The 21,457-nt window shown below is 53.2% G+C and carries 17 protein-coding genes, 1 other RNA gene and 1 pseudogene; 15 read left to right on the top strand and 4 right to left on the bottom strand.

What is annotated here, in order from left to right:
- Positions 1-79 precede the first annotated feature (79 nt).
- Together OGV67_RS15175 and garD are read right to left on the bottom strand one after the other, a co-directional pair.
- Positions 80-934, bottom strand: a complete 855-nt coding sequence (locus OGV67_RS15175) for a tagatose bisphosphate family class II aldolase (RefSeq protein WP_115614389.1) — start codon at positions 932-934, stop codon at positions 80-82.
- A 273-nt stretch (positions 935-1,207) separates the two neighbouring features.
- Positions 1,208-2,779, bottom strand: a complete 1,572-nt coding sequence (garD, locus tag OGV67_RS15170) for a galactarate dehydratase (protein ID WP_012135264.1) — start codon at positions 2,777-2,779, stop codon at positions 1,208-1,210.
- A gap of 409 nt (positions 2,780-3,188) precedes the next feature.
- On the opposite strand from garD, the gene garL reads away from it, so the two are divergent.
- From garL to OGV67_RS22180, 14 genes and pseudogenes are all read left to right on the top strand, one after another.
- A complete protein-coding gene (gene garL, locus OGV67_RS15165; protein ID WP_024130976.1) occupies positions 3,189-3,959 on the top strand; it encodes a 2-dehydro-3-deoxyglucarate aldolase in 771 nt (256 codons plus the stop codon).
- 28 nt (positions 3,960-3,987) lie between these two features.
- Positions 3,988-4,878, top strand: a complete 891-nt coding sequence (garR, locus tag OGV67_RS15160) for a 2-hydroxy-3-oxopropionate reductase (protein ID WP_012135258.1) — start codon at positions 3,988-3,990, stop codon at positions 4,876-4,878.
- 96 nt (positions 4,879-4,974) lie between these two features.
- Complete coding sequence (garK, locus tag OGV67_RS15155; RefSeq protein ID WP_058668141.1) at positions 4,975-6,120, top strand: glycerate 2-kinase; 1,146 nt, start codon at positions 4,975-4,977, stop codon at positions 6,118-6,120.
- Positions 6,121-6,152: 32 nt separating this feature from the next.
- An RNA gene (rnpB, locus tag OGV67_RS15150) (RNase P RNA component class A) lies at positions 6,153-6,531 on the top strand.
- A gap of 970 nt (positions 6,532-7,501) precedes the next feature.
- The gene (tdcA, locus tag OGV67_RS15145) at positions 7,502-8,440 is read left to right on the top strand and encodes a transcriptional regulator TdcA (RefSeq protein ID WP_047461068.1); all 939 of its coding nucleotides are present in this window, start codon (positions 7,502-7,504) and stop codon (positions 8,438-8,440) included.
- A 103-nt stretch (positions 8,441-8,543) separates the two neighbouring features.
- Complete coding sequence (tdcB, locus tag OGV67_RS15140) at positions 8,544-9,533, top strand: bifunctional threonine ammonia-lyase/L-serine ammonia-lyase TdcB (RefSeq protein WP_012135254.1); 990 nt, start codon at positions 8,544-8,546, stop codon at positions 9,531-9,533.
- Between the two features lie 34 nt (positions 9,534-9,567).
- Positions 9,568-10,899 (top strand): threonine/serine transporter TdcC, encoded by a 1,332-nt coding sequence (tdcC, locus tag OGV67_RS15135; protein ID WP_012135253.1) that lies wholly within the window; start codon positions 9,568-9,570, stop codon positions 10,897-10,899.
- A 31-nt stretch (positions 10,900-10,930) separates the two neighbouring features.
- Positions 10,931-12,139: a propionate kinase gene (tdcD, locus tag OGV67_RS15130; protein ID WP_024130974.1), complete on the top strand. Its 1,209-nt coding sequence runs from the start codon at positions 10,931-10,933 to the stop codon at positions 12,137-12,139.
- Positions 12,140-12,171: 32 nt separating this feature from the next.
- Positions 12,172-14,466: a formate C-acetyltransferase gene (gene pflB / locus OGV67_RS15125; protein WP_047461071.1), complete on the top strand. Its 2,295-nt coding sequence runs from the start codon at positions 12,172-12,174 to the stop codon at positions 14,464-14,466.
- Between the two features lie 13 nt (positions 14,467-14,479).
- A complete protein-coding gene (locus tag OGV67_RS15120) occupies positions 14,480-14,875 on the top strand; it encodes an enamine/imine deaminase (protein WP_012135250.1) in 396 nt (131 codons plus the stop codon).
- Positions 14,876-14,975: 100 nt separating this feature from the next.
- Positions 14,976-16,340 carry an L-serine ammonia-lyase gene (gene tdcG, locus OGV67_RS15115; RefSeq protein WP_012135249.1) on the top strand — a complete coding sequence of 455 codons (1,365 nt, stop codon included), beginning with the start codon at positions 14,976-14,978 and terminating at the stop codon, positions 16,338-16,340.
- Between the two features lie 381 nt (positions 16,341-16,721).
- Complete coding sequence (locus OGV67_RS15110) at positions 16,722-18,053, top strand: SLC5/6 family protein (protein WP_047461077.1); 1,332 nt, start codon at positions 16,722-16,724, stop codon at positions 18,051-18,053.
- A gap of 25 nt (positions 18,054-18,078) precedes the next feature.
- The gene (locus tag OGV67_RS15105; RefSeq protein ID WP_115614391.1) at positions 18,079-19,389 is read left to right on the top strand and encodes an L-cysteine desulfidase family protein; all 1,311 of its coding nucleotides are present in this window, start codon (positions 18,079-18,081) and stop codon (positions 19,387-19,389) included.
- 15 nt (positions 19,390-19,404) lie between these two features.
- Positions 19,405-19,497 (top strand): annotated as a pseudogene (locus tag OGV67_RS22180) (hypothetical protein); the annotation flags it as partial.
- 20 nt (positions 19,498-19,517) lie between these two features.
- Here the strand turns inward: OGV67_RS22180 and OGV67_RS15100 are convergent.
- Both OGV67_RS15100 and OGV67_RS15095 read right to left on the bottom strand, forming a co-directional pair.
- Positions 19,518-19,682 carry a protein YhaL gene (locus OGV67_RS15100; RefSeq protein ID WP_047463896.1) on the bottom strand — a complete coding sequence of 55 codons (165 nt, stop codon included), beginning with the start codon at positions 19,680-19,682 and terminating at the stop codon, positions 19,518-19,520.
- A 26-nt stretch (positions 19,683-19,708) separates the two neighbouring features.
- On the bottom strand, positions 19,709-20,410 hold the full coding sequence (locus tag OGV67_RS15095) for a pirin family protein (protein WP_286465702.1): 702 nt from the start codon (positions 20,408-20,410) through the stop codon (positions 19,709-19,711).
- Between the two features lie 104 nt (positions 20,411-20,514).
- Between OGV67_RS15095 and yhaJ the strand changes: the two genes are divergently transcribed.
- Positions 20,515-21,411, top strand: a complete 897-nt coding sequence (gene yhaJ, locus OGV67_RS15090) for a DNA-binding transcriptional regulator YhaJ (protein WP_012135243.1) — start codon at positions 20,515-20,517, stop codon at positions 21,409-21,411.
- The last annotated feature ends 46 nt before the right edge of the window (positions 21,412-21,457 follow it).

Genomic DNA, 21,457 nt, shown 5'->3' with positions numbered 1-21,457 from the left:
AGCTATAAAAAGATACCCTTGACCAAAATCCTTACAATTCATGTAAATGAATGAGTTAAGAGGCTGTGATATAGCAGCCTTATAGCCTTCCTTCGCAACCGCAGTCGGTGATGACTTTACGTACGACATCTTTCATTGCGGCTTTGGCCGGAACCATGTAGTGCCGTGGATCGCTGGCATCGGAATGTGTATGCAAATAATTTTTCAGGGCGTCGGAAAAAGCGATTTTTAGCTCGGTTGCGACGTTGACTTTACAAATACCCAGTGAGATAGCCTTGCGAATATCACTGCCGGGTAGCCCTGATGCGCCATGTAAAACTAAAGGGATATCAACATGCTGTCGGATCTCTGCCAGGCGTTCGAAATCCAGTTTCGGTTCTGCGGTATACAGACCATGTGCGGTGCCAATCGCTACGGCCAAAGAGTCGATACCTGTTTTAGCTACAAATTCTTGAGCCTGTTCTGGATGGGTATACAAAGCATCTTTGCCATCCACGATGAGATCATCTTCCTGTCCGCCCAGACGCCCCAGTTCTGCCTCAACACTGACGTCATAACGATGGCAGTAATCCGTTACGTTTTTCACTAAGGCGATGTTGTCTGCAAACGGCAGGTGCGAGCCGTCGATCATCACTGAGCGAACGCCTGCCCTGACTTTCTCTTCGATATCCATTGTTTTCTCATGATGATCGAGATGAATGGCCAGAGGATGGTTCCAGGTTTTTGCCAACTCGCTGGCAATTGCCACGATATTACTGACGCCAGCGTAGCTGAAGGTTCCTGGTGTTCCGGCAACGATCAATGGCGCACGCATTTCAGCGGCGGTTTCCACCACGACCTGTAATGTTTCGAGGTTGTGGATGTTGAATGCGGGCACCGCGTAACCTTCACGCTGAGCTTTCTTTAGCATCGTTTTGGTTGAAATGATAAACATCCTTCCTCCGAATTCTTTCGTTTGTTTTCTTCGAAAGAAGATATAGGGTTTCGTAATGTTGTTTTGTGATTTTGATCTAATAAATGAAAGTTTCGAAAGTATCTGGAGGATTACGAAAGTCGTGCGATGAAAAGCGCTGTAAGAATGAAGCAAGGGTTGGGGGGCTTATCAATTCAGACGTAGAAAGAGGGAGGCAGCAGAAGATATAAAATGTAGAGTCTTTAAAAAGCGTTGCCGGATGGCGATGCGATCCCCATCCGGCCTTTTTCGTCATCAGGTCACTGGCGCGGGGTTAAACACGGCCAGCTGGTTATGCAGCCCCCATTGGTCTGAGAAGGTTTTCTTACGACCGCTCGCGACGTCCAGAATAAAGTGGAACAGCTTCCAGCCCACGTCCTCAATGCTCTCTTCCCCTGTGGCAATGGTGCCCGCGTTGATGTCCATCAAATCAAACCAGCGATTCGCCAGCTCTGTGCGGGTCGCCATTTTGATTACCGGAACCGCCATCAGGCCATATGGCGTTCCGCGACCGGTTGTGAACACCTGCACGGTGATCCCGGAAGCGACCTGCTGCGTGCCGCAGACAAAATCACTGGCGGGCGTGGCGGCGTAAATTAAACCGCGTTTTGTCGGTCGCTGACCGGGGGACAGCACTTCCACAATTGCGCTCTGCCCGGATTTTGCGATAGAGCCCAACGCTTTTTCCACCACGTTCGCGAGACCACCTTTTTTGTTGCCCGGCGACGGGTTGGCGCTGCGGTCGGTTTTCCCCATATCAAGATAATTATCGTACCAGGCCATCTCTTCCAGCAGGCGTTTGCCGACCTCTTCGTTAATCGCGCGTGGCGTGAGAAGGTGGATCGCATCACGGACTTCGGTGACTTCCGAGAACATCACCGTCGCGCCGCAACGCACTAACAGATCCGAGGCGTAACCCACCGCCGGGTTGGCCGTCACGCCGGAAAACGCATCGCTGCCGCCGCACTGCATTCCGACCACCAGTTCGGAAGCCGGGCAGGTTTCACGCTGGCGCTGGTTGAGCTTCGCCAGGTGGCGTTCGGCCACCTGCAAAATATCCTCGACCATCGACTTAAAGCCGACGTGCTGCTCATCCTGCAAACGCACAATACTGGCGCTGTCCACCGGAATCCCTTTCACATCTTCCGTGCCTTCCAGCAGACGTTCCGGCTGAAGTTTTTCACAGCCAAGGCCGATGACCATAACTTCGCCGCCGAAGTTCGGGTTCAACGAGATGTTATGAATGGTGCGGATAGGCACCACGGCCGCAGGCGCGTTGATCGCCACGCCGCAGCCGTACAAGTGGTTCAGACCGACAACGCCGTCTACATTCGGGTATCCGGGTAGCAGGTCACGCTCAATGATCTTCACGACATAATCCACGACGCCCGCCACGCAGTGTACGCTGGTGGTGATGCCGAGCAGATTCTTGGTGCCGACGCTGCCATCCGCGTTGCGGTAGCCTTCAAACGTGTAGCCTTCCAGCGGCGGCAGCGGTTCCGGCACTTTCGTCGCCAGCGGCAGGGTGTGTAACGGCGGCGCTTTCGGTAGCTCAACCAGCGACTCATCTATCCAGCTGCCGCGTGCGATGTCGCGAACGGCATAGCCGATCACCTCGCCATAACGCACGATTTCGCCGTGGGCAGGAATCGCCTCCAGCGCCACTTTATGCCCCTGAGGAATATGTTCAACCAACGCCAGACCGTCCGGGAAACGCGTTCCGGCTTGCAGACCATTGTCATTAACAATAATTGCCACGTTATCGGTGTCATGCACTTTAATATAAAACGCGGTTGGCGATTCTTGTCTAATTTCGATATCGGCCATTGTCCAGTATTCTCCAGCCAGGTGGTGATAATAAATGTGTTAAAGAGAACAACTGCTTTTTATTGTCAGAATTAAAAATACGTTGCTGCTAAATAAAGAATGCCAGGAGTTTTTGTTTAAAAATGTGATCGCGATCGGCCATTATTCCCGATGATACGGGCGCTGGGCGAGTAATGTACAAATCTGTGCATCACCGCCCATGACGTTGTGCAAATGCTCAAAATATTATTCATTGTGAATATTAAAATTGAGCAATACAACAATGTTTAGCGGCGTAAGTATGATTATACTGATTCACGACTTTCATTATCCGCTATCGATAAAATATCAGCGTAATTCCTTAGATGAGCAAATCGAAATATCTCCCGGAATTGCGGAAATAAATAATGATTCATCCAGGGTATAAATGATGAGTAACGATATCTTCCCGAACAAATTTAAAGCTGCGCTGGCAGCGCAACGCATTCAGATCGGCTGTTGGTCCGCGCTGGCAAACCCCATCAGTACGGAAGTGTTAGGGCTGGCAGGTTTTGACTGGCTGGTGCTGGATGGCGAACATGCGCCGAACGATATCTCAACTTTTATTCCACAACTGATGGCGTTGAAAGGCAGCGCCAGCGCGCCGGTGGTACGGGTGCCGACGAACGAGCCGGTCATCATTAAGCGTCTGCTGGATATCGGTTTCTATAACTTCCTGATCCCGTTTGTCGAGACGGAAGAAGAAGCCGTTCGCGCCGTGGCCTCGACGCGTTATCCGCCGGAAGGCATCCGCGGGGTCTCCGTTTCCCATCGCGCCAATATGTTTGGCACCGTGCCGGATTACTTTGCCCAGTCAAATAAAAACATCACCATTCTGGTGCAGATCGAAAGCCAGCAGGGGGTGGATAACGTTGATGCTATCGCGGCCACTGAAGGCGTTGACGGTATTTTTGTCGGCCCAAGCGATCTGGCTGCGGCGTTAGGTCATCTTGGCAACGCCTCTCACCCGGAAGTACAGAAAACCATTCAGCATATCTTTGCCCGCGCCAAAGCCCACGGTAAACCGTGCGGCATTCTGGCGCCGGTCGAAGCCGACGCGCGCCGCTATCTGGAATGGGGCGCGACGTTCGTTGCTGTGGGGAGCGATTTGGGCGTGTTCCGCTCCGCCACGCAAAAGCTGGCTGACGCCTTTAAGAAATAACCACCACTGAAACAAGAGAGAGAAGATTATGACGATGAAAGTAGGTTTCATTGGCCTGGGCATCATGGGTAAACCAATGAGCAAAAACCTCCTCAAAGCCGGTTACTCGCTGGTGGTTTCTGACCGTAACCCTGACGCGATTGCCGAAGTTATTGCCGCAGGCGCAGAAACCGCAACCACGGCAAAAGCCGTTGCCGAACAGTGCGATGTGATTATCACCATGTTGCCGAACTCGCCGCATGTGAAAGAAGTGGCGCTGGGCGAAGGCGGCATTATTGAAGGCGCGAAGCCAGGCACCGTTTTGATCGATATGAGCTCTATCGCTCCGCTGGCAAGCCGTGAAATCAGCGACGCGCTGAAAGCAAAAGGTATCGATATGCTGGATGCGCCGGTAAGCGGCGGCGAGCCGAAAGCGATCGACGGCACGCTGTCGGTGATGGTTGGCGGCGATAAAGCGATTTTCGATAAATATTACGATCTGCTAAAAGCAATGGCCGGTTCCGTGGTGCATACCGGTGATATTGGCGCGGGCAACGTGACCAAACTGGCTAACCAGGTGATTGTCGCGCTGAACATCGCAGCCATGTCTGAAGCGCTAACGCTGGCGACCAAAGCGGGGGTGAACCCGGATCTGGTGTATCAGGCGATTCGCGGCGGTCTGGCGGGTAGCACCGTGCTGGATGCGAAAGCGCCGATGGTGATGGAACGGAATTTCAAACCGGGCTTTCGCATCGATCTGCATATTAAAGATCTGGCGAATGCGCTGGACACCTCTCATGGCGTAGGCGCGCAGCTGCCGCTGACCGCCGCCGTGATGGAAATGATGCAGGCGCTACGTGCCGATGGTCTGGGCACGGCCGACCATAGCGCCCTGGCCTGCTACTACGAAAAACTGGCGAAAGTGGAAATCGCTCGCTAATGACGTCATGCCCGGTCGCGCGCGGCGGTCCGGGCCTATGACCCTGGCCGGATAAGTGAAACGCCATCCGGCGTTGTGCAGTAACAGGCTACAACTATGAAAATCGTAATCGCCCCAGACTCTTATAAAGAAAGCCTTTCTGCCGCTGAAGTTGCGCAGGCGATAGAAAAAGGATTCCGGGAAATTTTTCCCGATGCGCAGTATGTTTCTATCCCGGTCGCTGACGGCGGAGAGGGAACGGTCGAAGCCATGATTGCCGCCACGCATGGAACGCAGTATACCGCTTTTGTGACGGGGCCGCTGGGGGAGACCGTCATGGCCAACTGGGGCATGTCCGGGGACGGCAGCACCGCGTTTATTGAAATGGCGGCGGCCAGCGGGCTGGCGCTGGTTCCGCCAGAAAAGCGTAATCCGTTGATTACCACGTCGCGCGGTACCGGAGAGCTGATCCTGCATGCGCTGGAGCACGGCGCCAGAAGCATTATCATCGGCATTGGCGGCAGCGCGACCAATGACGGCGGCGCGGGCATGGTGCAGGCGCTGGGCGCCCGATTAACGGATGCGAACGGTACTGAAATTGGGAACGGCGGCGGCAGCCTGAACAGCCTGAATGCGATTGATATCTCTGGTCTCGATCCGCGTTTAAAAACGTGTGCTATCCGGGTGGCCTGCGATGTGACCAATCCACTGACGGGCGAAAATGGCGCGTCGCGAATCTTTGGGCCGCAGAAAGGCGCGACCGAAAAGCTCATTCATGAACTGGATGGCAATCTTGCTCATTATGCCGACATGATTAAAAAGTCGCTGCGCGTGGATGTGGAAAATGTCCCCGGCGCGGGCGCGGCTGGCGGGATGGGGGCGGCCTTAATGGCTTTCCTCGGCGCAGAGTTACGCAGCGGCATTGAGATAGTCACCACGGCGCTCAATCTGGAAGAACATATCCACGACTGCGCGTTAGTCGTCACCGGCGAAGGGCGTATCGACAGCCAGAGTATTCACGGCAAAGTACCGATAGGCGTCGCCAGTGTGGCGAAAAAGTATCATAAGCCAGTGATTGGGATCGCGGGGAGTCTGACGCATGATGTGGGAGTGGTGCATCAGCATGGCATTGATGCCGTGTTCAGCGTGCTTACCCGCATTGGCACGCTGGATGAAGCCTTTCGCGGCGCGTTTGATAATATCTACCGCGCCTCGCGAAACATCGCCGCAACGCTGGCGATAGGAATGCGCAGTGCAGGGTGACAATGGCGTGCAAACCCTCTATACTGCGCGCCGAAGCTGACCAGACAGTCGCCGCTTCGTCGTCGTCCCTTTCGGGGGAGACGGGCGGAGGGGAGGAAAGTCCGGGCTCCATAGGGCAGGGTGCCAGGTAACGCCTGGGGGGCGCAAGCCCACGACCAGTGCAACAGAGAGCAAACCGCCGATGGCCCGCGCAAGCGGGATCAGGTAAGGGTGAAAGGGTGCGGTAAGAGCGCACCGCGCGGCTGGTAACAGTTCGCGGCACGGTAAACTCCACCCGGAGCAAGGCCAAATAGGGGTTCATAAGGTACGGCCCGTACTGAACCCGGGTAGGCTGCTTGAGCCAGTGAGCGATTGCTGGCCTAGATGAATGACTGTCCACGACAGAACCCGGCTTATCGGTCAGTTTCACCTCTTCATGTAAAAACCCGCTTCGGCGGGTTTTTGCTTTCATAGCGTTTGGGTTTCCCGGTACTGCCTGATGGCAGAGCGCTTTGGTAGGCCGGATAAGACGCGTGAGCGTCGCCATCCGGCAGATTCCCCGCGTACGTTGCCTGATGGCGCTACGCTTATCAGGCCTGTGGCAGAGCGCTTTGGTAGGCTGGATAAGACGCGCCAGCGTCGCCATCCGGCGGATTCCCCGCAGAGATTGCCTGATGGCGCTATGCTTATCAGTCCTGTGGCTGAGCGCTTTGGTAGGCCGGATAAGACGCGTTAGCGTCGCCATCCGGCGGATTCCCCGCAGAAGGTGCCCGATCGCGCTGCGTAACATAATCTCCCCGCCAAAAGATATTTCTTGTTCTGTGACCACTAACACAAAACGCTGTGTGGTGATTTTTTAACCGGATAAAAGATTGGCAGTTGATCGCTATCACAAAATTACGCGCTACAAAAATTGACAATCACAGTGTTAATATATTGTTGGTAATGATAATGGCGTGTATTAAATGAATTAAATATTCGTGTGTGTAATGTTTTTTTACAAACAAATAAGAAGAAAAAATGTGATATGCCACAATCTTTAATCCCAATAAGGGCGTAATTGTACTTATTTTTGATTAATTGTCCGTTAAATTTAAACGTAAATCTGCGTGTTAATTATGCGATAATTGATTGAATTATCGTCTTTCCCGAATTTGTAAAATAGCGAATGAAACGCATATGTTATCGCCATAAAATATTGTTATCCCCTCATGATTTTTTGACAAAAATCATGATAAAGTGCAGTCGTGTTCTTTCAACTTGTTGATAATAAATGGTTTATTTTTTAAAAAATAAGCTTGCAAAATGTAAGGTCAGTTAATTTGTGAGTAGTCGCACATAACCATGTAACCTTTATTTGGTACACTTCATGCCGTCAACAAAGTAATTAGTGCAGGTCGATATGAATACTATTCTTCTCCCTAAAACACAGCACTTGGTGGTCTTTCAGGAAGTCATTAGAAGTGGTTCTATCGGTTCTGCCGCAAAAGAGTTAGGGTTAACTCAGCCTGCTGTAAGTAAAATTATCAATGATGTTGAGGCCTATTTTGGCGTTGAGTTAATCGTTCGCAAAAATACCGGTGTCACGTTAACCAGCGCAGGTCAGGTGCTGCTTACCTGGTCTGAATCCATCACCCGTGAAATGAAAAACATGGTGAACGAGATGAACAGCATGACCTGCAACACGGTGGTCGACGTTTCGTTTGGTTTTCCTTCGTTGATTGGCTTTACCTTTATGTCTGACATGATTCATAAATTTAAAGAGGTGTTCCCAAAAGCGCAGGTGTCGATGTATGAAGCGCAGCTCTCCTCGTTCCTGCCCGCGATTCGCGACGGACGCCTGGATTTCGCTATCGGCACGCTCAGTGATGAGATGAAACTACAGGATCTACACGTGGAACCGCTTTTTGAGTCAGAGTTTGTCCTGGTGGCCAGTAAGTCCCGAACATGCACCGGCATCACCACACTGGAATCGTTGCAGAACGAACAGTGGGTGTTGCCACAAACGAATATGGGCTACTACAGCGAACTCCTCACCACGTTACAAAGAAATGGCATCAGCAGTGAAAACATCGTTAAAACAGATTCCGTTGTCACTATTTATAATCTTGTTCTCAATGCTGATTTTCTGACCGTCATTCCCTGCGATATGACATCTCCATTCGGTTCAAACCAGTTTATTACGATTCCAGTAGAGGAAGATTTACCGGTCGCGCGTTATGCCGCGATCTGGTCTAAAAATTATCGGATTAAAAAAGCAGCATCGGTTTTGGTGGAATTAGCCAAAGAATATTCATCTTATAATGGTTGCAGACGAAAGCAATTAATAGAAATTAAGTAACGGATTAAATTTAGTTTAATCAAAAACTGATGCCATCTGTCTGAATATCAGACGTTGGTACTGACTATTTATTTTACCTTAATACCCAGGTTAAGAGGTTATAATGCATATTACATACGATCTCCCGGTTGCGATTGAAGATATCCTCGAAGCGAAAAAAAGACTTGCGGGGAAAATTTATAAAACAGGTATGCCGCGCTCTAACTATTTCAGCGAGCGCTGCAAAGGCGAAATATTCCTTAAGTTCGAAAATATGCAACGCACGGGCTCTTTTAAAATCCGCGGTGCGTTTAACAAACTCAGTTCATTAACGGAAGAAGAAAAACGTAAAGGCGTGGTGGCTTGCTCTGCCGGTAACCATGCGCAAGGGGTGTCTCTCTCCTGCGCGATGCTCGGTATCGACGGCAAAGTCGTGATGCCGAAAGGCGCGCCGAAGTCCAAAGTGGCGGCCACCTGCGACTACTCCGCTGAAGTGGTGCTGCACGGTGACAACTTCAACGATACCATCGCCAAAGTGAGCGAAATTGTTGAGACTGAAGGCCGCATTTTTATTCCACCTTATGACGATCCGAAAGTGATTGCCGGGCAGGGAACGATTGGCCTGGAAATTATGGAAGATCTGTATGATGTCGATAACGTCATTGTACCAATTGGCGGCGGCGGTCTGATTGCCGGTGTTGCGATTGCTATTAAATCCATTAACCCGACAATTAAAGTTATTGGCGTACAGTCCGAAAACGTACACGGCATGGCGGCATCTTATCATGCAGGAGAAATAACCACTCACCGAACGACCGGCACCCTGGCGGATGGTTGTGATGTTTCTCGCCCGGGTAATTTAACGTATGAGATTGTTCGTGAATTAGTGGATGACATTGTCCTGGTCAGCGAAGATGAAATTCGTAACAGCATGATTGCATTAATTCAGCGCAATAAAGTCGTCACTGAAGGCGCTGGCGCACTGGCATGTGCCGCATTATTAAGCGGGAAATTAGATAGCTATATCCAGAACAGAAAAACGGTCAGCATTATTTCTGGCGGCAATATCGATCTTTCTCGTGTATCGCAAATTACGGGCTTAGTTGACGCTTAAACCCGGCTATTAATCTTTTCGTTGAGGATAGGATATGAGTACTACTGATAGCATTGTATCCAGCCAGACAAAACAGTCGTCCTGGCGTAAATCGGACACCACATGGACACTGGGACTATTTGGTACTGCCATCGGCGCCGGGGTGTTGTTCTTCCCTATTCGCGCAGGCTTTGGCGGGCTGATCCCGATTCTTTTGATGCTGGTGTTGGCCTACCCCATCGCGTTTTACTGCCACCGTGCGCTGGCGCGCCTGTGTCTTTCCGGTTCTAACCCTTCCGGCAACATCACAGAAACGGTAGAAGAGCACTTTGGTAAAACAGGCGGCGTGGTCATCACGTTCCTGTACTTCTTCGCTATCTGTCCGCTGCTGTGGATTTATGGCGTAACCATTACCAACACCTTTATGACCTTCTGGGAAAACCAGTTGCAGATGCCGGCGCTTAACCGTGGCTTTGTGGCGCTGTTCCTGCTGCTGCTGATGGCTTTCGTTATCTGGTTTGGTAAAGACCTGATGGTTAAAGTGATGAGCTACCTGGTATGGCCGTTCATTGCCAGCCTGGTGCTGATCTCTCTGTCGCTGATCCCTTACTGGAACTCTGCGGTTATCGATCAGGTGGATCTCAGCAATATCGCGTTAACCGGGCATGACGGCATTCTGGTTACCGTGTGGCTGGGTATCTCCATCATGGTGTTCTCCTTTAACTTCTCGCCTATCGTCTCTTCTTTCGTGGTTTCCAAACGTGAAGAGTATGAGAAAGACTTTGGTCGTGAATTTACTGAGCGTAAATGTTCACAGATCATCTCCCGCGCCAGCATGCTGATGGTGGCCGTGGTGATGTTCTTCGCCTTCAGCTGCCTGTTCACGCTCTCTCCGGCCAACATGGCGGATGCGAAAGCGCAGAACATTCCGGTGCTCTCATATCTGGCGAACCACTTTGCGTCGCTGTCTGGCACTAAATCAACGTTTGCTACGGTTCTGGAGTACGGGGCTTCCATCATCGCACTGGTCGCTATCTTCAAATCGTTCTTCGGTCACTATCTGGGCACGCTGGAAGGCCTGAACGGTCTGGTGCTGAAGTTTGGTTACAAAGGCGATAAAACCAAAGTTTCACTGGGCAAACTCAACACCATCAGCATGATCTTCATCATGGGTTCCACCTGGGTTGTGGCATACGCCAACCCGAACATCCTGGACCTGATTGAAGCAATGGGTGCGCCGATCATTGCCTCGCTGCTCTGCCTGCTGCCGATGTACGCCATCCGTAAAGCGCCGTCACTGGCGAAATACCGTGGTCGTCTGGATAACGTGTTTGTGACCGTGATTGGTCTGCTGACCATCCTGAATATCGTGTACAAACTGTTCTAATCCTTTAGCTCAGGATGAGCGGAGTAGTGAAATGAATGAATTTCCGGTAGTTCTGGTGATTAACTGTGGATCGTCTTCCATTAAGTTTTCAGTACTGGATGCAACCCATTGCGATGTGTTAATGGCAGGAATTGCGGACGGTATTAATTCTGAAGATGCGTTTTTATCCGTAAATGGAGGAGAGCCAGCTAAGCTGGCTCACCACAGCTACGAAGGCGCATTAAAGGCGATTGCGTTTGAACTGGAAAAACGTAATTTAATCGACAGCGTGGCCTTAATTGGCCACCGTATTGCCCACGGCGGAAATATCTTTACAGCATCAGCCATTATTACGGATGAAGTTATCGAGAATATCCGCCGGGTTTCTCCTTTAGCGCCGTTACATAATTACGCCAATTTAAGCGGAATTGAATCGGCGCAGCATCTTTTCCCGGGCGTACAGCAGGTGGCGGTATTTGATACCAGCTTCCATCAAACGATGGCGCCTGAAGCGTATTTGTACGGCTTGCCGTGGAAATATTTTGAGGAGTTGGGCGTCCGGCGCTATGGCTTTCATGGCACCTCGCACCGCTATGTCTCGCAACGTGCGCATGACCTTCTTGCGCTACAGGAAGAGGACTCGGGTCTGGTTGTCGCGCATCTGGGCAATGGCGCTTCTATCTGTGCCGTTCGTAACGGTCAAAGCGTCGATACCTCTATGGGGATGACCCCGCTGGAAGGGCTGATGATGGGCACCCGCAGCGGCGATGTGGACTTCGGCGCGATGGCGTGGATTGCCAGCGAAACCAACCAGACGCTGGGCGATATGGAACGCGTGGTGAATAAAGAGTCTGGTTTGCTGGGGATTTCCGGTCTGTCATCTGACTTACGTGTGCTGGAAAAAGCCTGGCATGAAGGGCATGAACGTGCGCAACTGGCGATTAAAACCTTTGTGCACCGTATTGCCCGCCACATTGCCGGGCATGCCGCATCGTTACACCGTCTGGACGGTATTATTTTTACCGGGGGGATTGGCGAAAACTCCGTGTTAATTCGCCGTCTGGTCATTGAACATTTGGCTGTTCTGGGCGTGAAATTAGATCACGAGATGAATAGCCTGCCTAATTCTCACGGTGAAAGAATTATCTCCAGCAAAGACACCAACGTTATTTGTGCCGTCATTCCAACGAATGAAGAAAAAATGATTGCCCTCGACGCTATTCATTTAGGCAAAGTTAACGCACCTGTGGAATTTGCATAATTTATTGTTGTTCTGTAGAGAGACTATTTTTCATGAAGGTAAATATCGATACCAGCGATATGCTGTATGCCGAAGCCTGGCTTGGCTTTAAAGGTACGGACTGGAAAGAAGAAATTAATGTCCGTGATTTTATTCAGCACAACTATACACCCTATGAGGGAGATGAATCCTTCCTCGCGGAAGCCACGCCTGCGACTACCGCATTGTGGGAAAAAGTTATGGCGGGTATTCGTATTGAAAACTCGACGCATGCGCCAGTCGATTTCGATACCAATATTGCGACCACCATTACTGCCCATGACGCGGGTTATATTGAGCAGGAGCTGGAAAAAATCGTCGGTTTGCAAACCGATAAGCCACTCAAGCGCGCGCTGCATCCGTTTGGCGGCATCAACATGATCAAAAGCTCATTCCAGGCGTATGGTCGTGAAATGGATGCTGATTTTGAATATCAGTTTACCGAGCTGCGTAAAACCCATAACCAGGGTGTATTCGACGCGTATTCACCGGATATGCTGCGCTGCCGTAAATCCGGGGTGCTGACCGGCTTACCGGATGGCTACGGCCGTGGGCGCATTATCGGCGACTATCGCCGCGTTGCGCTGTACGGTATCCGCTATCTGGTGCGCGAGCGTGAATTGCAGTTTGCCGATCTCCAGTCAAATCTGGAGTGGGGGCAGAACCTTGAAGCGACGATTCGCCTGCGTGAAGAGCTGGCCGAACACCGCCGTGCGCTGCTGCAAATGCAGGAAATGGCCGCCAAATACGGTTGCGATATCTCCCGTCCGGCGCGTAACGCGCAGGAAGCCGTCCAGTGGCTTTACTTCGCCTATCTGGCAGCGGTGAAATCGCAGAACGGCGGCGCAATGTCGCTGGGCCGTACCGCGTCGTTCCTCGACATCTACATTGAGCGAGACTTCAAGGCCGGGATCTTAACGGAAGAACAGGCGCAGGAACTGATCGACCACTTCATCATGAAGATCCGCATGGTGCGCTTCCTGCGCACGCCGGAATTTGACACGCTGTTCTCCGGCGATCCGATTTGGGCAACCGAAGTGATCGGCGGTATGGGGCTGGATGGCCGCACGCTGGTGACCAAAAACTCCTTCCGCTATCTGCATACCCTGCACACGATGGGGCCTGCGCCAGAGCCGAACCTGACCGTGCTGTGGTCAGAAGCGCTGCCGGTCGCTTTTAAAAAGTATGCGGCACAGGTGTCGATCGTCACTTCATCTTTGCAGTATGAAAATGACGATCTGATGCGCGCTGACTTTGACAGCGATGATTACGCCATTGCCTGCTGCGTCAGCCCAATGGTCATCGGTAAGCAGATGCAGTTCTTCGGCGCCCGTGCCAACCTCGCTAAAACGCTGCTGTATGCAATCAACGGCGGTGTGGATGAGAAGCTGAAAATCCAGGTCGGGCCGAAAACGGCGCCATTAATGGATGACGTGCTGGATTACGACACGGTGATGGAGAGCCTTGACCACTTCATGGACTGGCTGGCGGTGCAGTACATCAGCGCGCTGAATATCATCCACTACATGCACGACAAGTACAGCTACGAAGCGTCGCTGATGGCGCTGCACGATCGTGACGTTTATCGCACGATGGCATGCGGCATCGCGGGGCTGTCCGTGGCGGCGGATTCGCTGTCCGCCATCAAGTACGCGAAGGTGAAACCGGTGCGCGACCACAACGGGCTGGCAGTCGATTTTGTCATCGAAGGCGAATATCCGCAGTACGGCAACAACGACGAGCGCGTGGACAGTATTGCCTGCGATCTGGTTGAACGCTTTATGAAGAAAATTAAAGTGTTGCCAACCTACCGCAACGCGGTGCCGACGCAGTCCATTCTGACCATCACCTCGAACGTGGTGTACGGCCAGAAAACCGGGAACACGCCGGATGGACGTCGTGGCGGTACGCCGTTCGCTCCGGGTGCGAACCCGATGCACGGCCGTGACCGTAAAGGCGCTGTCGCTTCGCTGACTTCCGTCGCGAAACTGCCGTTCACCTATGCCAAAGACGGGATTTCCTACACCTTCTCCATTGTGCCTGCGGCGTTGGGCAAAGATGACGGCGTGCGGAAAACCAATCTGGTCGGCCTGCTGGACGGATACTTCCATCATGAAGCGCATGTGGAAGGCGGTCAGCACCTGAACGTCAACGTGATGAACCGTGAAATGCTGCTGGATGCCATCGAGCACCCGGAAAGCTATCCGAACCTGACGATCCGCGTGTCCGGCTACGCCGTGCGCTTTAATGCGCTCACCCGCGAGCAACAGCAGGATGTGATTTCACGTACCTTTACCCAGGCGATATAACGCCGGAGGCGCTATGAGAAAGATTATTGCCACCCAACATGCACCGGGAGCCATCGGCCCCTACGTACAGGGTGTGGATTTGGGCAGTATGGTGCTGACCTCAGGTCAGATCCCGGTATGCCCGCAAACGGGCGAGGTCGCGGAAAATGTCGTCGATCAGGCGCGTCAGAGCCTGGAAAACGTCAAAGCGATTGTGGAAGCTGCGGGCCTGAAAGTGGGCGATATCGTGAAGACCACTGTGTTCATTACCGATCTGAACGATTTCACCACCATCAACGAGGTGTATCAGCAGTTCTTTGATGAGCATCAGGCGACTTACCCTACGCGCAGCTGTGTGCAGGTCGCCCGTTTGCCGAAGGATGTGAAGCTGGAGATTGAAGCTATCGCGGTGCGTGGCGATACGCTGTAACCCCCTGCGGGGCGATCGTCAGGATCGCCCCGATCCCAAAAACGAGTGTGAAACTATTTGATGTCTGGTCTCCACTGAACGGCAATCCGAGGTTCTGGATATGATTAGCGCATTCGATATTTTTAAGATTGGCATTGGACCTTCCAGCTCCCATACCGTAGGGCCGATGAATGCAGGAAAATGTTTTATCGATCAACTGACCAGCAAGGGTGATTTACTTCGCACGACGCGTATTACGGTTGATCTGTATGGATCGTTATCGCTGACCGGGAAAGGTCATGCGACGGATACCGCCATCATGATGGGGCTGGCAGGTAACAGCCCGCAAAACGTGAATATCGACGCGATTCCCACCTTTATTGAAGACGTAACGCGCAGCGGACGCCTGCCGGTGGCCGAGGGAGCGCACGTTGTTGATTTCCCGGTAGCAGACAGCATTCTCTTTCACGCCGAAACGCTACCGCGCCATGAAAACGGGATGCGTATTACGGCATGGAACGGGCAAGAGACGCTGTTGAGCAAAACCTATTACTCCATCGGCGGCGGGTTTATCGTCGAAGAGGAGCGTTTCGGGCAGGCGCATGATGTCGAAACGCCTGTGCCTTATGATTTTCACTCGGCCAGCGAACTGCTGAAACTGTGTGAGCGAAACGGGCTTTCGGTCTCTGGCCTGATGATGCAAAACGAGCTGGCGCTGCGCAGCAAAGAGGAGATTGACGCCGGATTCGCGCGCATCTGGGATGTGATGCACGCCGGGATTGAACGCGGCATGAACACCGAGGGCGTACTGCCGGGGCCGCTGAATGTGCCGCGTCGCGCCGTTGCGTTAAGGCGTCTGCTGGTCTCCAGCGACAGCCTCTCCAGCGACCCGATGAACGTTATCGACTGGATCAACATGTTTGCGCTGGCCGTCAGTGAAGAGAACGCGGCAGGAGGACGGGTCGTAACGGCGCCAACTAACGGCGCATGCGGCATTATTCCTGCTGTACTGGCCTATTACGATAAGTTCCGCCGTCCGGTGAATGCCAACTCGATTGCCCGCTATCTGCTGGCTGCGGGCGCGATTGGCGCGCTGTATAAGATGAATGCGTCTATCTCCGGTGCGGAAGTGGGCTGTCAGGGTGAAGTTGGCGTCGCCTGCTCGATGGCGGCGGCAGGGCTGACGGAACTGCTGGGCGGTAGCCCATCGCAGGTTTGCATTGCGGCGGAAATCGCGATGGAGCACAACCTGGGATTGACCTGCGATCCGGTGGCCGGACAGGTGCAAATTCCTTGCATTGAACGTAACGCGATTAATGCGGTAAAAGCGGTGAATGCGGCGCGAATGGCGCTGCGGCGGACGTCTGAGCCACGGGTGTCGCTCGATAAAGTGATCGAGACGATGTATGAAACCGGCAAGGATATGAACGATAAGTACCGCGAGACTTCGCGCGGTGGGCTGGCGATTAAGGTCGTTTGTACCTGAGGTGAATAGCCGTGCCTGATGGCGCTGCGCTTATCAAGCCTACGGTTTACGTACGTTTGCAGGCCGGAGAAGGCGCAAGCGCCGCCATTCGGCAATGAATTAATCAACATGGCATGATAAAAAAGGTGCACTTTAGTGCACCTTTTTTGTTGTGATCGGCTTCAAAAATAGAAATTTAATTCTTTATTTGGCTGTAAAAGAGAAAATATTTCTTAACTTTTAGAAATTACAGGGGTTTGTTTGTGAAGTTTTTCTCTGATCCTGCGCGTATGATTCCCTCACTACTCCAATAACTCGCCTGCGCACGACGTACCGCGTATCGCCTTGATGCGGCACGGAAAAATAATAAAAAACTCTACCTACATATTAAGCGAGAACGTAATGGAAACGGCAACGAATAACAGCGTAATACTCGACGTATCAGCTCCGGCGCGCCGGGCAGGGATGACCGAAAGCGAATGGCGCGAAGCCATTAAATTCGACAGCACCGACACGGGCTGGGTCATCATGAGTATTGGTATGGCGATCGGCGCGGGGATTGTTTTTCTCCCGGTGCAGGTCGGTTTAATGGGGCTGTGGGTCTTTTTACTCTCCTCTATTATCGGCTATCCCGCGATGTATCTGTTCCAGCGCCTGTTCATCAACACGCTGGCGGAGTCCCCGGAATGTAAAGACTACCCGAGCGTCATCAGCGGCTATCTGGGGAAAAACTGGGGCATCCTGTTAGGCGCACTCTACTTTGTGATGCTGGTGATCTGGATGTTTGTCTACTCCACCGCCATCACTAACGACAGCGCCTCTTATCTGCACACCTTTGGCGTCACGGAAGGTTTGCTCTCCGACAGCCCGTTTTATGGACTGGTGCTGATTTGCATTCTGGTGGCGATCTCGTCACGCGGCGAGCAGCTTCTGTTCAAGATTTCGACCGGCATGGTGCTGACTAAACTGCTGGTGGTCGCGGCACTCGGCGTCTCAATGATCGGGATGTGGCATTTGTACAACATTGGCGCGCTGCCGCCGATGGCGCTGTTGATTAAAAACGCCATCATCACCTTGCCGTTTACGCTGACCTCTATCCTGTTTATCCAGACCTTGAGTCCGATGGTGATCTCTTATCGTTCACGCGAAAAATCCATTGAGGTCGCACGGCATAAAGCGCTGCGCGCCATGAACATCGCGTTCGGCATTCTGTTTGTTACCGTCTTTTTCTACGCGGTCTCTTTCACCCTGGCGATGGGGCATGACGAAGCGGTCAAAGCCTACGAGCAGAACATCTCTGCACTGGCGATCGCCGCGCAGTTTATTAGCGGCGCGGGTGCGGGCTGGGTGAAAGTGGTCAGTGTGATCCTGAATATCTTTGCCGTTATGACCGCGTTCTTCGGCGTTTACTTAGGCTTTCGCGAAGCGACTCAGGGAATTGTGATGAACCTGCTGCGCCGCAGAATGCCTGTCGAGAAGATTAACGAACGCTTCGTGCAGCGCGGCATTATGGTTTTCGCCATCTTACTGGCCTGGAGCGCCATTGTGCTGAATGCGCCAGTGCTGAGTTTCACCTCTATTTGTAGCCCGATCTTCGGCATGGTGGGATGTTTGATCCCGGCCTGGCTGGTCTACAAAGTTCCTGCACTGCACAAATACAAGGGCGCGTCTCTGTATCTGATTATCGTCACGGGTTTGCTGCTGTGCGTTTCTCCGTTCCTGGCATTTGCTTGATCTTCCTGAAAGTAAGGTTGTTGTTATGTTTGAGTCTACAGAAAATCCGTTATGGCAGCGTTTTATCCTCGCAGTACAGGAAGAGGTAAAACCGGCACTGGGATGTACGGAACCTGTCTCTCTGGCGCTGGCGGCGGCGGTTGCCGCGGCTGAACTTGACGGCGAAGTTGAACGCGTTGACGCGTGGGTCTCGCCGAACCTGATGAAGAATGGCCTGGGCGTCACCGTGCCGGGCACCGGGATGGTTGGGCTTCCCATTGCGGCAGCGCTGGGGGCGCTTGGCGGCGATGCCAGCGCGGGGCTGGAAGTGTTGAAAAACGCCTCTTCGGGGGCGATTGCGGATGCGAAAGCGATGCTGGCTGCCGGGAAGGTGTCGGTGATGTTGCAGGAGCCATGCGACGACATCCTCTTCTCACGCGCTAAAGTGTACAGCGGCGATGCGTGGGCCTGCGTAACGATCGTCGGCGGGCACACCAATATCGTGCGCATTGAAACTCACACTGGGGTGATCTTTACGCAGACCGAAAGCGTGCAGGGGGAGGCGCAAGAATCGCCGCTGTCGGTCTTATCAAAGACCTCGCTGGAAGAGATTCTGGCGTTTGTGAATGCGGTGCCGTTTGCGTCAATCCGCTTTATTCTGGAGGCCGCCAGACTGAACGGCGCGCTGTCGCAGGAAGGATTGCGCGGCACCTGGGGGCTGCATATCGGGGTGACGTTGCAAAAGCAGTGCGCACGCGGTCTGCTGGCGGACGATCTGTCAACGGCGATCCTGATTCGCACCAGCGCAGCCTCGGATGCGCGGATGGGCGGCGCGACGCTGCCAGCCATGAGTAACTCCGGCTCCGGCAATCAGGGGATCACCGCGACGGTTCCCGTAATGGTGGTGGCGGAGCATGTGGGGGCGGATGACGAACGTCTGGCGCGCGCCCTGATGCTCTCGCACCTGAGCGCGATCTACATTCACCATCAGCTTCCACGCCTGTCAGCGCTCTGTGCGGCGACCACGGCGGCAATGGGGGCGGCGGCAGGAATGGCGTGGCTGATGGATGGCCGCTATAACACGATTGCGATGGCGATCAGCAGTATGATCGGCGACGTGAGCGGGATGATATGCGACGGCGCATCGAATAGCTGTGCGATGAAGGTATCGACCAGCGCGTCTGCGGCCTGGAAAGCGGTGTTAATGGCGCTGGATGATACGGCGGTAACCGGCAACGAAGGGATTGTGGCGCATAACGTCGAGCAATCTATTTCGAATTTGTGCGCGTTGGCCTGTCATGCAATGCAGCAAACCGACCGTCAGGTTATCGAAATTATGGCCAGTAAGGCACATTAACCCGGTGGCGCGGGTTTGCCTGATGGCGCTGCGCTTATCAGGCCTACGGTAACTTGTGTTCGTAGGCCGGATAAGGCGTTTACGCCGCCATCCGGCATTACGTTTATCGGTAATCAGAAGCCGCCTTTTCAGGCGGCTTCATCTTCTTCCGCTAACCGGATCTCTGCATCCGCGACGATCGCTTCCAGTTCGGTTAGCATCTCCTCGTAGCCAAATTTCCCGGGCGCGTTTGCCGCATCCTGTGCTGCGGGTTGGGTTACGGATTGATGCTTTTTAGCCGATTTTTTGCTCACAGTCATAACTCCCTTATTTTTTCTGACTACACAGGCAAATCTATCAGTAAAGCGCGCAATGGCGTGTCGGCAACTAACGTTATGTTAGCTTCATCACGAATAAATGCGCCGTCGCCGCAGGTAAGCGCTTCTCGCTCCTCGTTATGCGTTACCGCATGAAACGTACCGTGAATCGACTGCAAATAGGCGCGTGGGCCATGCAGTTGAAAGCTCAGCGACTCGCCTTTTTTCAGCGCAATATGGTGCACCCAGACCTGCTGGCGTAATTGCAGGCTGTCATGCTCTCCATCCGGGGAGGCGAGGAGTTGCTGTTTGCCCGCGGTTAGCGTGGTTTTCTGTACCAACGGGTTTTCCCGCTCAGGACAGGCGTCCAGCCATAGCTGCATCCTGGTAAGCGACTTATCTTTACTGAGGTTATGCTCGCTATAGCTAATGCCCGGCTGCGTGGCGAGCAGCAGGGCTTCGCCCGCTTTCGCCTGGACATGATTGCCTTCGCTGTCGCGATATTCCGCTTCACCTTCCAGAATCAGGTTTAAAATATCCACCTTCGGGTAGGTGCGCGGCTGGAAGGAGGCGCCCGGCGCCAGCACTTCCTGGTTGAGTACGCGCAGGGAGGCATAGCCCAGCAGTTTTGGGGCGAAGTAGTGTCCAAAGGAGAAGGTATAACGGGCCTGCAACCATCCGTAGTCTGCCTGTCCGCACTGTTTGGCTGTTCGGGTAGTAATCATAATTCTTGACCTCTCTTTACTTCCTTTTATGTTAAGGGGCTGGACGCTGCATTGTTAGCCAGATATTCTGCCCGGTATGTTCAAATTTCCTGAATGAGAACGATATGGCCAAAGAAAGGGCGTTAACACTGGAAGCGTTACGCGTCATGGACGCAATAGATCGACGCGGGAGCTTCGCGGCGGCGGCAGATGAGTTAGGTCGCGTACCATCCGCGCTCAGCTACACCATGCAAAAACTGGAAGAGGAGCTGGATGTGGTGTTGTTTGACCGTTCCGGCCATCGGACAAAATTCACCAACGTGGGGCGTATGCTGCTGGAACGCGGGCGCGTATTGCTGGAAGCGGCAGACAAGCTGACCACCGATGCCGAAGCGCTGGCGCGCGGTTGGGAAACGCACCTGACGCTGGTGACAGAAGCGCTGGTGCCGACCTCAGCCTTCTTCCCGCTGATTGACCGACTGGCCGCGAAAGCCAACACCCAGCTTTCGGTGATCACGGAAGTGCTGGCGGGCGCCTGGGAGCGTCTGGAGCAGGGGCGGGCCGATATTGTGATTGCACCGGATATGCATTTCCGCTCGTCGTCAGAAATTAACTCCCGCAAGCTGTATACGCTGATGAACGTCTACGTGGCGGCGCCGGACCATCCGATTCATCAGGAGCCGGAGCCGCTGTCTGAAGTGACCCGCGTGAAATATCGTGGTGTGGCGGTGGCGGATACCGCCCGCGAGCGACCGGTATTGACCGTGCAGCTGCTGGACAAACAGCCGCGCCTGACGGTGAGTACCATTGAAGACAAACGTCAGGCCTTGCTGGCCGGGCTGGGCGTCGCGACCATGCCGTATCCGCTGGTCGAACAGGATATTGCACAAGGAAGACTGCGGGTCGTCAGCCCGGAATCGACCAGTGAAATTGATATTATTATGGCCTGGCGACGCGACAGCATGGGCGAGGCGAAAGCCTGGTGCCTGCGGGAAATCCCGAAACTGTTTGCCAGCAGATAAGAGCGCAAGCCCGGTTTAGCCGGATGGTGGTGCAGGCGCTCGCGTA

Origin of the sequence: Citrobacter sp. CK188 (genome assembly GCF_030333525.1) — a bacterium.
GTDB classification, from domain to species: domain Bacteria; phylum Pseudomonadota; class Gammaproteobacteria; order Enterobacterales; family Enterobacteriaceae; genus Citrobacter_B; species Citrobacter_B koseri.
Note: the sequence above shows the minus strand (reverse complement) of the source record. Positions and strands in the feature narration are given on the sequence as shown.

Excerpts from the sequence above, each read along its gene's own strand:
- OGV67_RS15175 (WP_115614389.1), bottom strand. The coding sequence starts at position 934 with ATGTTTATCATTTCAACCAAAACGATGCTAAAGAAAGCTCAGCGTGAA.
- garD (WP_012135264.1), bottom strand. The coding sequence starts at position 2,779 with ATGGCCGATATCGAAATTAGACAAGAATCGCCAACCGCGTTTTATATT.
- garL (WP_024130976.1), top strand. The coding sequence starts at position 3,189 with ATGAGTAACGATATCTTCCCGAACAAATTTAAAGCTGCGCTGGCAGCG.
- garR (WP_012135258.1), top strand. The coding sequence starts at position 3,988 with ATGACGATGAAAGTAGGTTTCATTGGCCTGGGCATCATGGGTAAACCA.
- garK (WP_058668141.1), top strand. The coding sequence starts at position 4,975 with ATGAAAATCGTAATCGCCCCAGACTCTTATAAAGAAAGCCTTTCTGCC.
- tdcA (WP_047461068.1), top strand. The coding sequence starts at position 7,502 with ATGAATACTATTCTTCTCCCTAAAACACAGCACTTGGTGGTCTTTCAG.
- tdcB (WP_012135254.1), top strand. The coding sequence starts at position 8,544 with ATGCATATTACATACGATCTCCCGGTTGCGATTGAAGATATCCTCGAA.
- tdcC (WP_012135253.1), top strand. The coding sequence starts at position 9,568 with ATGAGTACTACTGATAGCATTGTATCCAGCCAGACAAAACAGTCGTCC.
- tdcD (WP_024130974.1), top strand. The coding sequence starts at position 10,931 with ATGAATGAATTTCCGGTAGTTCTGGTGATTAACTGTGGATCGTCTTCC.
- pflB (WP_047461071.1), top strand. The coding sequence starts at position 12,172 with ATGAAGGTAAATATCGATACCAGCGATATGCTGTATGCCGAAGCCTGG.
- OGV67_RS15120 (WP_012135250.1), top strand. The coding sequence starts at position 14,480 with ATGAGAAAGATTATTGCCACCCAACATGCACCGGGAGCCATCGGCCCC.
- tdcG (WP_012135249.1), top strand. The coding sequence starts at position 14,976 with ATGATTAGCGCATTCGATATTTTTAAGATTGGCATTGGACCTTCCAGC.
- OGV67_RS15110 (WP_047461077.1), top strand. The coding sequence starts at position 16,722 with ATGGAAACGGCAACGAATAACAGCGTAATACTCGACGTATCAGCTCCG.
- OGV67_RS15105 (WP_115614391.1), top strand. The coding sequence starts at position 18,079 with ATGTTTGAGTCTACAGAAAATCCGTTATGGCAGCGTTTTATCCTCGCA.
- OGV67_RS15095 (WP_286465702.1), bottom strand. The coding sequence starts at position 20,410 with ATGATTACTACCCGAACAGCCAAACAGTGCGGACAGGCAGACTACGGA.
- yhaJ (WP_012135243.1), top strand. The coding sequence starts at position 20,515 with ATGGCCAAAGAAAGGGCGTTAACACTGGAAGCGTTACGCGTCATGGAC.